Here is a 13,261-nt window from a genome sequence, read left to right on the forward strand (position 1 = left end):
GATGTTTACCCAACCCTCCGCGTCGTTGCGGCGCGTCAGCATCCTGGCCATTGACAAGGTGTTCGCCTCGACACTGATGCAGGCAAAGGATTTCTTCCACCTGGCCAGCCTGCGCTACAGCAAGCAGCTGGGCCTGGGGCTGCAACCGATGTTCGAGATCTGCCTGGTGAGCCCGGACGGCAAGCCCGTGGACAGCTTCAGCAATGTGCAGGTACCGGTCGACAGCGGCCTGGTCGATGCCGACGTGATCATCCTCCCGGCGTTCTGGGAAGACTTCGATAACCTGCAACAGCGCTACCCCCAGGTCCTGCCCTGGCTACGCGAGCAGCATGCCCGCGGTGCGGTGTTGTGCGGCGAGGCCAGTGGTGTGTTCTGGCTGGCAGAGGCAGGCCTGCTCGATGGCAAGGAGGCAACTACGTACTGGCGCTTCTTCAACAGCTTCGCAGAGCGCTTCCCCAATGTCCGGCTGAACCAGGACAAGCACCTGACCGATGCCGACAACCTGTATTGCGCTGGTGGCACCACATCGGCGTGCGACCTGTACATCTATCTGATCGAGCGATTCTGCGGCCCCAACGTCGCCCGCGCCGTGGCCCGAGACATCCTCTACGAAGTCCAGCGCAGCTATACCCCGGGACGCATGGGCTTTGGCGGACAGAAGCTGCACCAGGACCTGATCATCCTGCAGATCCAGCACTGGCTGGAGGAGCACTTCGCCGACAAGTTCCGCTTCGAGGACGTAGCGCGCAACCACGGCATGAGCATCCGCAACTTCATGCGCCGTTTCCAGAGCGCCACCGGCGACAAGCCCCTGCATTACCTCCAACGTCTGCGTATCGAGACGGCCAAGGGGCTCTTGTCGAGTACGCGCAAGAGCATCAAGACCATCAGCTATGAAGTGGGTTACGACGACGCCAGCTTCTTCGCCAGGCTGTTCCGTCAGCACACCGAACTGTCCCCGAATCAGTACCGGCAGCAGTTCGTGCAGGAAGCCTGAGGGCTTTCTTGAGTGGCAAGCTTCTAGCGGCAAGCCACGAGAAAAAGAAAAAGCCAGAGCAGTTCGCGAACTGCTCTGGCTTTTTTGCAGCTTGTAGCTTCCCTCAGGGCTTGTGCGCCCGCGCCAGGAACTCGTGGGACTGCATCTCCAGCAGGCGGCTGAGCGTGCGCTGGAATTCGAAGCTCAGGCGGCCGCCAGTGTACAAATCCTTGAGTTCGACCTCGGCGGAGATGATCAATTTGACGTTGCGGTCGTAGAACTCATCCACCATGTTGATGAAGCGGCGGGCGATGTCGTCGGTGGTCACGCCCATCTGCTCGACATTGCTCAGCAACACGGCATGGAAGATCTTGCCCAGCTCGATGTAGTCGTTCTGGCTACGCGGGCCGTCGCACAGGGCGCGGAAGTCGAACCAAGCGACGTCATCGCAGGTGCGGATGGCTTGGATCTCGCGGTTCTCGATCACCAGCACGTCGTTTTCCACAGCCTGGGTGCACTCGGGCGTCAAGGCACGGAAACTCTGGCGCAGGCTTTCATGGGCGGCTTCGTCGAGCGGGAAGTGGTACAGCTCGGCCTGCTCCAGGTGACGCAGGCGGTAGTCGACCCCGCTGTCGACGTTGACCACCTCGGTGTTCTGCTTGATCAGCGCGATAGCCGGCAGGAAACGCGCGCGTTGCAGGCCGTCCTTGTACAGGCCGTCGGGGACGATGTTCGAAGTCGCCACCAAGGTGACGCCATTCTTGAACAGCTCTTCCATCAACGTGCCGAGGATCATGGCATCGGTGATGTCGGACACGAAGAACTCATCGAAGCAGATCACCTTGGCTTCCTCAGAGAAGCGCTTGGCGATGATGGTGAGCGGGTTCTTCTCCCCCTTGAGGGTTTTCATCTCTTCGTGAACACGCTTCATGAAGCGGTGGAAGTGCGTGCGCATCTTCTGCTTGAACGGCAGCGCCTCGAAGAAAGTGTCGACCAGATAGGTCTTGCCGCGTCCCACCCCCCCCCAGAAGTACAAGCCCTTGACCGGTGCCTGCTCCTTCCTGCCGAACAGCTTGCCGAACACGCCCGGCTTGTTGTTCTGCGCCGCCAACAGGTCATCGTACAGGCGCTGCAGGTGACGCACCGCAGTTTCCTGCGCCGCATCATGGAAGAAGTCGGGACGTTTCAGATCTGCTTGATATCGTTCGAGGGGCGTCATGATTCGTTAGCGAGGCAACAAAAAACGGGCCGTCACTGTAGCGACAGGCCCGCTTAATGGCAATCATACATACGGCCATCGCGCCGCAGGGCCGTAAGCTACCGGTACACAAGCCTCTATCCGGCTTGTCTGTTCCGGCCCTTTCACGGGCAAACCCGCTCCCACAGGTACAGCAGCGTTCTCATTGACACCGCAGGACTTGTGGCAACGGATTCATCCGCCGATACCGGCGAACAGCCGGGACCCTACGCCTCAGTCTTGAGGCTGCAATGCCGCGCGCAGGCTCTCGATGGCGGCGTCACGGGCCTCGCCGGTCTGGAACTGTGGCCCATCGGCCACCTGCTCACCGTTCAGCCAGAGCGAGAAGCCCAGGCCGTCGACGCGCACATCGGCCTCACCGCCCTGCTGCAACTGCTTGCTAACAGCGCCGGCGCTCTTGCCGTCAGCGAAGCTGCGCGAAAGCAGCAGCTGTTCGCCATCGGCTGCCAGCAAACGGAAGCGGAAGCTGCCATCGTCGTCGCGGAAACTGACGAAGCGCGCGGTCTTGGCGGCTTTCTTCTTCACTTCGGTGCTGGCCTGGACACTGGTGCGGAACGAACGCAGGCCCACTGCCTCGCGCAGTTGCTCGAGGAACGGCGTGGCGCTCTTGCGGGCCTTGGCCGCACCGGCCAGGAGAATGTCTTCCAGGTCCGAGGGGCGCGAGATCAATTGGTGATAGTGTTCGCGCTTTTCGGCCAACTGGCCGTCGAGCAGTTGGAACAGGCGCTGTTTGGCCTCGCCCCAACCAATGCCCTGCAGCAGCTCTTCACGGAACTCGGCCGCCTGCGCGGGGGTGGCGAAGGCCTGGAACAGGGTGAACAGGTGCGAGTTGTCCGCATCCTTCGGCTCGCCCGGCGCGCGGGAGTCGGTGACGATGCGCGAGATCGCATCCTTCATGTCCTTGGCGCTGGTGAACAGCGGAATGGTGTTGTCGTAGCTCTTGGACATCTTGCGACCGTCCAGGCCCGGCAGCGTCGCCACGGTTTCCTCGATCACCGCCTCCGGCAAGGTGAAGAAGTCCTTTCCCTGGCCGAACAGGTGGTTGAAACGCTGGCCGATGTCGCGGGCCATCTCCACGTGCTGGATCTGGTCACGACCGACCGGCACCTTGTGGGCGTTGAACATCAGGATGTCCGCGGCCATCAGCACAGGGTAGCTGAACAGGCCCATGGTCACGCCGGCATCGGGGTCTTCGCCGGCTTCGACGTTCTTGTCCACCGAGGCCTTGTAAGCATGGGCGCGGTTGAGCAGGCCCTTGGCGGCGACGCAGGTCAGCAGCCAGGTGAGCTCGGGAATCTCAGGGATGTCGGACTGGCGGTAGAAGGTGACCTTGTCCGGGTCCAGGCCACCGGCCAGCCAGGTGGCGGCAATTTCCAGACGCGAGCGCTGGATGCGCAGCGGATCGTCGCATTTGATCAGGGCGTGGTAGTCGGCCAGGAAATAGAACGAATCGGCACCGGGCTGTTGGCTGGCGACGATCGCAGGGCGGATGGCGCCGGCGTAGTTGCCCAGGTGCGGGGTTCCGGTGGTGGTGATACCGGTGAGAATACGCGTAGTCATGGGTGTTCGCTTGATCAGGCTTGGCTCAGTTCGAAAGACGCGGCAGCACCAGATCCTTCAGATCGGTCAGCTTGCCATGGAAAAAGTGTCCGCATTCTGCCACTTTCAGCAGCTCATGGGGGCGCTGCAGGTTGTCGGACCAGTCGTAGACCAGCTGAGGATCGACGACTTCATCGGTGTCCGGCTGCACCACGGTCAGCGGGCAACGCTGGGCCAGCGGGAACTGCTCGCTCAAGCGCATTACCGCCGGGGCGATCATGAACAAATGCTGCAACGCCACATCGTCGGCTTCCAGGCGTCCGGCCAGGCTGGCCGCGACAAATCCGCCGAAGGAGAAGCCCATCAGCACCAGCGGCAGCTCAGGGTGCTTGGCCCGCAGCCAGGCCGCGGCCGCCTCGGCATCGGCGACCTCGCCGGCCCCCATGTCATGACTGCCCGCACTCTGACCCACGCCGCGGTAGTTGAAGCGTAAGGTGATGTAACCTGCATCACGGGCGGTGCGCTGCAGGGTCGAGACCACCTTGTTGAGCATGGTGCCACCCTGGACCGGGTTGGGATGGCAGATCAGCACCGCACCGCGGGCGTCGGCCACATCCAGGTACAAGGCTTCCAGCTGGCCGCTCGGGCCATCAATGAACAAGGGGGTTTCGCGGATAAGCAAGGCACTACTCCGTGACCTCGGTGAAGGTCGACTCGTCTAGCTGAAGAATTCTGTTCTGATTTGCGATCGCTCGCGGTATACAGCGCAGGTCTGAGCCGTTAACGTAAAGCAAAGCCGTTTATAGAGGAAGGACTCGTGGAACTCTCGCTCCTTGTTTGGTTGTTGCCGACCCTGGCCCTCGTCGTCGGCGTGGTGGTGGGCTTTGTCGTCGCCCGTCTGCTGCCCAACGCAGCGCCCAGCAGCACCCAGCGTCAGTTGGATGACATCCAGCAGCGCTTCGATAGCTACCAGAACGAAGTGGTCACCCACTTCAACAGCACAGCAGCGCTGGTCAAGAAACTGACCCAGAGCTACCAGGACGTCCAGGACCACTTGGCCGACGGCGCCAACCGTCTGGCCCTCGACGACGTGACCCGCCAGCGCCTGCTGGCCGCCCTGCACTCCGAAGCGGCCCAGGGCCCGCGTGATCGCCTGACTCCGCCGAAGGACACCGCCGAAGTGCCTCGCGACTACGCGCCCAAGGCACCGAACTCGCCGGGCATGCTCGACGAGAGCTACGGCCTAAAACGCTGAACATGAAAAAGGCCTCGCAAGAGGCCTTTTTTTGTGGGCGTTTGTAAGCAACTTCCTAGCAACGCCCATAAGAGCTGGCGAAGCCTGCGATGAGCTGCAAAGCACCACGAGGACGAAATGGGCTTGCCTTCAAACACAAGCCCTTGCCAAGCTGCCGCTCATCGACACCAAGGGGCCACCCCGCCAGCGATTTCGTACCGCGCCCTCGCCTGCTCCAATACCTGCTCGTCCAACCGCCCCTGCCTGACCAGGCTGTACAGCGCTGCCATCACCACACCGTAACGATCCACCTCGAAGAACCGCCGCAGTTGCTGACGTGTATCGCTGCGCCCGAAGCCATCGGTACCCAGGGTCATGTAAGGTGCCGGTACGTATTCGGCGATCAACTGCGGCCAGGCCCGGGCATAGTCTGTGGCGGCAACCACCGGGTCATCACCCGCCAGGCACAGGCTCACGTGGCTGACCCCGCCTCGCCCTTGGGTCGCCGCTCGCTGCACTTCCCGTGCCTCGCGTGCCAGTTCGCTGAAACTGGTGACACTGAACACATCACTGTCCACCTGCCATTCGGTAGCGAGCAGCTCACTGGCGGCAATCACCTCGCGCAGAATCGCCCCTGAGCCCAGCAGACGCACCTTGGCACGTGGCTGCAGGGCCTGCTGCCTGGCGAAACGGTACATGCCGCGAAGCACATCGCCGTGCATCGCCTCGGGCAACGAGGGCTGTGGATAGTTTTCGTTCATCACCGCCACGTAGTGGAATTCGTCGCACTGCTCCACCAGCATGCGCCGGGCTGCATGATCGAGAATCACGGCCAGCTCGCCGGCAAAGCATGGGTCCCAGGCCCGGCAGTTGGGCACCAAGGCCGCCATCACCAAGCTGGAGCCGTCCTGGTGCTGCAATCCTTCGCCACCCAAGGTGGTGCGCCCGGCCGTAGCCCCCAGCAACAAGCCACGGGCGCGCTGGTCGGCGGCAGCCCAGATCAGGTCACCGACCCGCTGGAATCCGAACATCGAGTAATAGATGTACACCGGCAACATAGGCTCGCCGTGTACCGCGTAGGACGTGGCCGCCGCTACCCAAGAAGAAATCGCCCCTGCCTCGGTGATGCCCTCTTCGAGCAACTGGCCGTCACGCGCCTCTTTGTAGGTGAGCAAAGACCCGGCATCCTCAGGCTCGTAACGCTGCCCGCAAGACGAATAGATACCGATCTGTCTGAACAAACTGGCCATACCGAACGTACGCGCCTCATCGGCGACGATCGGTACCACCCGCGGGCCCAGCTCCGGCGCCTTCAACCAGTGGCCGAGCAGGCGCACGGCGGCCATGGTGGTGGACATTTCCTTGCCCTCAGCGTGCAAGGCAAAACCACCGAAGGTTTCAAGATCAGGCAACGGCAGGCGAGGACAGTCGCTGCGCCGCATCGGCAACGGCCCGCCCAACGCAGCCCGCTGCTTGCGCAGGTAACGCATCTCCGGGCTGTCCTCGTCAGGCCGGTAGAAGCGCAGTTGCTCCACGGCTTCGTCCGACAGGGGGAGATGGAAGCGATCCCGAAATGCCAGCAGTGCCTGAACGTCGAGCTTCTTGGCCTGGTGCGCAGTCATCCGCGACTCGCCAGCGCTGCTCATGCCATAGCCCTTCTTGGTCTTGGCCAGGATCACCGTCGGCCGGCCCTTGCATGCCTTGGCCGCGGCATAGGCGGCGTATAGCTTGCGAAAATCATGACCGCCACGCTTGAGGGCGTTGATCTCGTCGGAGCTCATGTGCGCCACCAGCTGTTGCAGTGCCGGGTGCTGGTTGAAGAAATGCTCCAGGTTGTAGGTGCCGTCGTTGGCGCCAAGGGTCTGGAACTGGCCATCGGGCGTCGCTGCAAGTTGACGCAGCAGCACATGGTCATGGTCGCGGGCGAACAGAGCATCCCACTCCGAGCCCCAGAGCACCTTGATCACATTCCAACCGGCGCCGCTGAACAGCGCTTCCAGTTCCTGGATGATCTGCCCGTTGCCGCGCACCGGGCCATCCAGGCGTTGCAGGTTGCAGTTGACGATGAACGTCAGGTTGTCCAGGCCTTCGCGCGCCGCCAGGGTCAGGCCTGCGGTGGACTCCGGTTCGTCCATTTCGCCATCACCGAACACGCCCCAGACATGCCGTGACTCCGTCTCGAGCACACCACGGTGCTGCAGATAGCGCATGAAACGCGCCTGGTAGATGGCATTGAGCGGACCGATCCCCATGGAACCGGTGGGAAACTGCCAGAAGTCGGGCATCAACCAAGGGTGTGGGTAAGAGCACAGGCCATTGCCGGCGACTTCCTGGCGATAGCTGGCCAGTTGCGCCTCGCTCAAACGCCCTTCGAGAAATGCCCGGGCATAGATACCCGGGGCGGAATGAGGCTGGAAGAACACCAGGTCTGCCGAGCGTCGCTCGCCACCGCTCTCGCCCCGGAAAAAGTGCTGGAAGCCCACCTCGAAGATCTCCGCCGCCGAGGCATAACTGGCGATATGCCCACCCAGATCGCCATAGGCATGATTGGCCCGCACCACCATGGCCAGCGCGTTCCAGCGCAGGATGCCAGTGATGCGCTCGTCCATCTCCAGGTCGCCCGGATAGGCGCCTTGCTGGTCTACCGACAAGGTGTTGCGGTAGGCCGAGAACGGCAAGGTATCGCGCGCCAGCCCCAATTCCAGTGCATGGCTTTGCAAACGCTGTAGCAGATAGCGCGCCCGCGCCGGGCCGCAATGGGCCAGGGTGGACTCGAGCGCTTCGCACCATTCGCGGGTTTCAGCCGGGTCGCTGTCCAGGTCGGTATCCTGGGCCGTCAACGGCTCGTTCGGATTCATCATCGCCACCATCGGGCTTTTCCTTCGGTTTCCGGACACGATTCGCGGGTAAACCCGCTCGCACAGCGCTTGGCGCGGCTTCAGGCGCAGGCCTTCAATGCCTGGGCGATATCAGCCACCAAGTCATCGATGTCTTCCAACCCCACCGACAGCCGCACAAGGCCCTCAGAGATGCCATGGTGCGCGCGCTCCTGCGGCGTATAGCTCGAATGGGTCATGCTCGCCGGATGCTGGGCCAGTGACTCGGCATCGCCCAAGCTCACCGCCCGGCTGAACAACTGCAGGGCATTCATGAACCGACGCCCCGCCTCGATCCCACCCTTGAGCTCGAACGCGATCATCCCGCCCGGCAGGCGCATCTGCCGCTGAGCCAACGCATGCTGGACAAAACTCGGCAGGCCCGGATAGTGGATCAACTCCACCTGGGGCTGGCGCGCCAGGTACTCGGCTAACTGCTGAGCGTTGCTGCAGTGGCGCTCCATGCGCAGGGCAAGGGTCTTCATGCCGCGCATCAGCAGCGAGGCATCGTGAGGCGAGAGGACCGCGCCGGTCATGTCCTTCAGGCCTTCCAGGCGGATCCGGTCGATCAGCGCCTTGCGCCCGACCACCAGGCCCGCAGTGATATCGCCATGGCCGCTCAGGTACTTGGTGGCCGAATGCACCACCAGGTCGGCACCCAGCTCCAGCGGACGCTGCAAGTAGGGCGTGCAGTAAGTATTGTCGACCACGACGTGGATGTCGCGACCACGCACCGCCTGTGCGACGGCCGCGATATCGACCAGTTGCATGTTGGGGTTGGCCGGGCTTTCGAAATAGATCATCCGGGTCTTAGAGGTTATGGCCGCCTTCAACGCCTTTTCGTCGTTAAGGTCAACGTGCTGGATCTTGACTCCGAATTCGCCGATGCCATGGTGCAAGTAGGCAAAGGTGCAGCCGTACAGGGTACGCCCAACGATCAGCTCATCGCCCGGACGTAGTAGCGTCCATAGCGTCGAGGTGATGGCGCCCATGCCCGAGGCCAACGCCAGTCCTGCTTCGCCACCTTCGAGCGATGCCATGCGTTGTTCGAGCAAGGCCAGGGTCGGGTTGGAAATGCGGCTGTAGAAATGCCCACTCTCCTCACCTGCAAAACAGGCGGCGCCGTACTCGACAGTCGGGAAGGCATAGGTGGCGGTCTGATACACCGGCGGCACCAGCGCGCCGCCGTGGGAAAGCGGGTCATAGCCATGATGGATGGCCCGTGTTGAAAAACCGGTGTTGTTATTGGAGTCGCGCATGGCAACAGCCTCTGATGGTTTGTTATAAGCTTATGCCACCGGGTCGCGGGTAATTTTCCAAAATCGCCCACGCATTCGCCTATCTTTTGGCATAAAAACAACAAACCAAACACCAGGAGGGCAAATCATGCCTTCGACCCTAGACCGCACCGACCGCGCCCTGCTCGCGGCCTTGCAGGACAACGCCCGCCTCACCGTCGCTGAACTTGCCGACCAGGTTTCCCTCACCACCTCGCCCTGCTGGCGTCGCGTCAAACTGCTGGAGGACAACGGCTACATCACCGGCTATCAAGCCATCCTCTCGCCCAAGTCACTGGGCTTTGGCGTGACCGCCTTCGTGAGCATCATGATGGACTCGCACACCAAGGAAATGGCCCTGGCCTTCGAGAAACGGCTGTTGGAAATCCCCGAGATCGTCTCCTGCCACAACATTTCCGGGCGCTATGACTTCTTGTTGGAGATCCTTGCGCGGGACCTGGAATCGTTCGGGGAATTTACCCGGGAGGTGTTGCAGCGTTTGCCGGGCGTTAAAGAGATCTATTCGAGTTTTTCGTACAAGGCGGTGAAGGAACGCCGAGTGATTCCGGTGTCGGAAAAACACATATGAAATAGCTGAAAACCTTATACCCAGCGACTCCACACGACACCACAAAAACTAACTAGCGCATGTTTTCATCCGGTCGATTCATCTATGCCCCCATGAAGGCATGCACCACCTTCCTATGTAAGACCCGTCTCCCGCTAACGAGGAGAGCTTCCTACTTAAGCTTGTGAAAAAATGAAGTATCCCGCAACAGGGTTCGTGGTGAAAATAAATGCCCCCTTAGATGCGCGAGCACACCATGAAACACCTCAACCTTATGCTCATGTTTTTTCTTTCCGGGTGCGGCAACGACTGGATGTGGATCCCTGATAGACAAGACATAAAATTCAAATGTGACATGGACCCCTATCGGCAAGGTTGCGAAAGAAGAATAGATTATCAAGAGCATTACAAACTGATCCAAAAGCCGCGACACTAAGTTCATCACAACTTCTTACTTAAAGTCAGCCGATAGCTCCAAGCCATGTCACCGGACCCAGGAGATTAAACTTGGAGCCACTTATATTCGGCTACCCCTAAAGCTAGGGATAATCATGCTTTACTTGGAATAGCGGAGGAAGCTCAGGCAGGTCAGAGTGCGGCCATATCTTTTCCCTACGCCGAAGGCGGCTTGGCACAAACCTTGAGCGCGCCCATCTAATCTCTCCATTCCTTCCATCATAAATTTCCAGATTACCTGTATCGGTTACCCCTAGGTGATTATGACGCCAATAGGACTTGTCTCGAGTCTCTGTAGCTTGAGCGGACCATACCCGACCACGGGATGGATCATAGAGAAAGCCAGAATTCTGGATAACGAAGTGAAGTGTTTCCCGCTGTCTCAATTTGAAAGTGTCGCTGTGCGGTTGTTTCTCGTTAGCCACCCAGATTACAGCGCCACGATCTTCAAGTACTAAGTTTCCATCAGGGCGAAGACGCAGCGCATAGCGCCCATTAGGAGATTTTATGAAATCGCCCGCACGCATAGATTGGTTGGGAGGAAGGACGGTGCCTCCAGACCCGCTGAATCGTGCAACCTTCACTTTTGAATACTTCCCCATTACACCACCTTTAATTATTGAGCTGAAAGGGCTTGGTAAAGCCGGCCTACCAAAACTAGCCCCACAACAATTACAAGTCGTGCAAAGCCTAAGCGAACCGGAAACCCTCCCCCTATAGTCATCAGACTCTCCCTACAGCCGCAGCCGAGATGTCGCACAACATACAATCCAGATTTTACCAGGCTTACTTGTCAGACTTAGAAATCCAAAACACGTCACCCCCACAAAAGAATAATCAATGAACGGCTTACCCTACCCAACCATTAAAGAGCTGACCGCTCTATCAGTAATCTTTCTAGCAGGACGCAATAACAAATGCCTTTATTCTTCCCGGACCGATAAGCGGTTCATTTCAAATGCGACATGGATCCTTTCCGGCATGGCCACGAACGGCAAATGGACTATCAGGAGTACTTTCGATGGATCAAGCAACCCCAGCACTAGGCCTCTTGAAACAATCACTTCTCACCGGCCTCCTGCTCCTATCAGCCTGTAGCGCCGGCGGCCCCTACCTCGGGCCAGACAACCCAGATCAACACTTCAACTGCGACATGTCCCCCTACAGCCCAGCGTGCGCGCAACGCAGCGATTATGACCGGCACCTGGAAATGATCAGGACCGAAAAACAGACCCGGCGCCTGTTGCGCAACTAGTCAGGTGCCATAAACAAAAAACCCCGCCGAAGCGGGGTTTTCTGTTTATGGCAAGCGGATCAGCAGCACATCCAGCACCTGCTTGACGCCGTCTTCAACGCTGGTGGTCTGGGTATCGATCACCAGGTCCGCGTCCAGCGGCACATCGTATGGAAAATTTTTCCCCAGGGTGTAGTTCCATAGTTAGAAGGTACATATGAATCCTACAACGTGCTCCTACGGCGCTTACCGCGCCTTCGTTCACAGCCCTGCTATATACGCGACAGAATCCTCTCAGCCAATTCTCAATAATCTCCATGACCGTTCAACTTGGAGAGGCTCATGGCCCCACAAAAAATCGGAAGCACTTATTATCTAGATGAAGGCCTCTATATCAGACCCTTGCCACTCTCCCCTACGTGGGCCTTCGTTCAGTCCCCACCCACCTTGAAAGAGAGCTTTCATTCTGGGGTAGCAACATCTTCTACAAACCCCCAATCTATTTTATTTCCAAAGGCACGAAGCTCCTGAAGAAAAACAAACTAGATGCGGCATTCTTGGGATACGAAACCTCTTTACAATCCGCCCATGAGCGAAAAATAATTGACCGAATATTCGAAGCCATCCGCCCGCACCTTCATGCCACAGCGAAAGCGTTGGAAACCACTGAAAATCTTGCCCAACTTGATTACGCCCTAACAATAAAAACCCTCGATGAAAAAGCCGACGCCATCCGGATCGAACAAATATTTTATTTCCAGGCCCTCCCTGGCTTCTTACAAAATGATTTACTGAGGGCATCTCCGAAGGCAAGCCAACAAAACTCGGTACAAACGTTGGCCTACTATGAACAAGCACTACGGACGTTGGCTGCTAATAGGGCTAAAGCGATAACCCCTTATCTCAAGGCCAATCCCAACATTAAGGCCCCTCTGACAAGCGCTGAGCTGGAAGCACTTGATAGCCTGATCCAACATCAACAGCTCAAAGGTGTCGGGCCACGTTGGCTCGACTATCACAAGTCACTGCTCAACAAAGAGTCTGCTCGGATACTGAACGACACACTGACGGCATTTTCCGGACTGAATGCCCGTGCAAAACGAGTGGAGCAACAGCGAACCGCCGCCAACGCGCAGGAAGCGGCTCGCAAAAAAGCAGAAGCTGAACGCAAAGCCAAAGAGTTGGCTCAGCAAAAAGCGGACGCAGCGCGCAAAGCCGAAGAGCTCGCACGCCAAAAAACCGAGGCTGAACGCAGAGCAAAAGAAGCTCAGCAGAGGGCTGAAGCTGAACGCCAAAAGCTCACTTACAAATTCATTACGGAGAGCAGCCATGAAAGAGAAAAGCAAAATCTCTGACTATACTGAATCAGAGTTCCTCGACTTTTTAAAATTAATATTCGAGACAAACGGGTCCAGCCCTGATGAAATACTGGACCCATTACTGGATCATTTTGAAAACATTACCGAACACCCGCTGGGGACTGATCTAATTTTCTGGCCAGAAACGGCTGAATTAGGAAAGCCAGAGCAAATTGTTCGAATTGTCAAAGAGTGGCGCTTGGCAAATGGCAAGGACGGCTTCAGAGCTTCATAAAATTGGGCCAGTCAAGGCCCCTTATGAAACGTCAGCGCTCACCGGCCTCCTGCTCCTATCAGCCTGTAGCGCCGGCGGCCCCTACCTCGGGCCAGACAACCCAGATCAACACTTCAACTGCGACATGTCCCCCTACAGCCCAGCGTGCGCGCAACACAGCGATTATGACCGGCACCTGGAAATGATCAGGACCGAAAAACAGACCCGGCGCCTGTTGCGCAACTAGTCAGGTGCCATAAACAAAAAACCC

The 13,261-nt window shown here is 58.8% G+C and carries 10 protein-coding genes; 5 read left to right on the forward strand and 5 right to left on the reverse strand.

Annotated elements, in window-relative coordinates:
• Positions 1-100: 100 nt before the first annotated feature.
• On the forward strand, positions 101-997 hold the full coding sequence (locus AB1N67_RS20355; RefSeq protein WP_167358094.1) for a GlxA family transcriptional regulator: 897 nt from the start codon (positions 101-103) through the stop codon (positions 995-997).
• A gap of 103 nt (positions 998-1,100) precedes the next feature.
• Here AB1N67_RS20355 and zapE read toward each other — a convergent pair whose 3' ends face one another.
• The 3 genes from zapE to AB1N67_RS20370 form a co-directional block, all read right to left on the reverse strand.
• Positions 1,101-2,195, reverse strand: coding sequence for a cell division protein ZapE (gene zapE, locus AB1N67_RS20360; protein WP_090344884.1), 1,095 nt, complete (start codon positions 2,193-2,195; stop codon positions 1,101-1,103).
• A gap of 252 nt (positions 2,196-2,447) precedes the next feature.
• Positions 2,448-3,794 (reverse strand): tryptophan--tRNA ligase, encoded by a 1,347-nt coding sequence (locus AB1N67_RS20365; protein WP_090344882.1) that lies wholly within the window; start codon positions 3,792-3,794, stop codon positions 2,448-2,450.
• Between the two features lie 25 nt (positions 3,795-3,819).
• The gene (locus AB1N67_RS20370; protein ID WP_102081626.1) at positions 3,820-4,455 is read right to left on the reverse strand and encodes an alpha/beta hydrolase; all 636 of its coding nucleotides are present in this window, start codon (positions 4,453-4,455) and stop codon (positions 3,820-3,822) included.
• Positions 4,456-4,590: 135 nt separating this feature from the next.
• On the opposite strand from AB1N67_RS20370, the gene AB1N67_RS20375 reads away from it, so the two are divergent.
• Positions 4,591-5,028, forward strand: a complete 438-nt coding sequence (locus AB1N67_RS20375; RefSeq protein WP_043207459.1) for a YhcB family protein — start codon at positions 4,591-4,593, stop codon at positions 5,026-5,028.
• A 158-nt stretch (positions 5,029-5,186) separates the two neighbouring features.
• On the opposite strand, the gene mdeB is transcribed toward AB1N67_RS20375, so the two are convergent.
• Positions 5,187-7,877 carry an alpha-ketoglutarate dehydrogenase gene (mdeB, locus tag AB1N67_RS20380; protein ID WP_367863338.1) on the reverse strand — a complete coding sequence of 897 codons (2,691 nt, stop codon included), beginning with the start codon at positions 7,875-7,877 and terminating at the stop codon, positions 5,187-5,189.
• A gap of 68 nt (positions 7,878-7,945) precedes the next feature.
• The gene (locus tag AB1N67_RS20385; RefSeq protein ID WP_102081625.1) at positions 7,946-9,142 is read right to left on the reverse strand and encodes a methionine gamma-lyase; all 1,197 of its coding nucleotides are present in this window, start codon (positions 9,140-9,142) and stop codon (positions 7,946-7,948) included.
• 127 nt (positions 9,143-9,269) lie between these two features.
• Between AB1N67_RS20385 and AB1N67_RS20390 the strand changes: the two genes are divergently transcribed.
• From AB1N67_RS20390 to AB1N67_RS20400, 3 genes are all read left to right on the forward strand, one after another.
• Positions 9,270-9,749 carry an Lrp/AsnC family transcriptional regulator gene (locus AB1N67_RS20390; RefSeq protein WP_043207451.1) on the forward strand — a complete coding sequence of 160 codons (480 nt, stop codon included), beginning with the start codon at positions 9,270-9,272 and terminating at the stop codon, positions 9,747-9,749.
• 2,226 nt (positions 9,750-11,975) lie between these two features.
• Positions 11,976-12,773 (forward strand): hypothetical protein, encoded by a 798-nt coding sequence (locus AB1N67_RS20395; RefSeq protein ID WP_367863339.1) that lies wholly within the window; start codon positions 11,976-11,978, stop codon positions 12,771-12,773.
• Positions 12,748-13,011, forward strand: a complete 264-nt coding sequence (locus AB1N67_RS20400; protein ID WP_043207449.1) for a bacteriocin immunity protein — start codon at positions 12,748-12,750, stop codon at positions 13,009-13,011. Before AB1N67_RS20395 ends, AB1N67_RS20400 begins: the two co-directional genes overlap by 26 nt.
• The last annotated feature ends 250 nt before the right edge of the window (positions 13,012-13,261 follow it).

The organism is Pseudomonas guariconensis, from assembly GCF_040822035.1.
Lineage (GTDB): Bacteria > Pseudomonadota > Gammaproteobacteria > Pseudomonadales > Pseudomonadaceae > Aquipseudomonas > Aquipseudomonas guariconensis.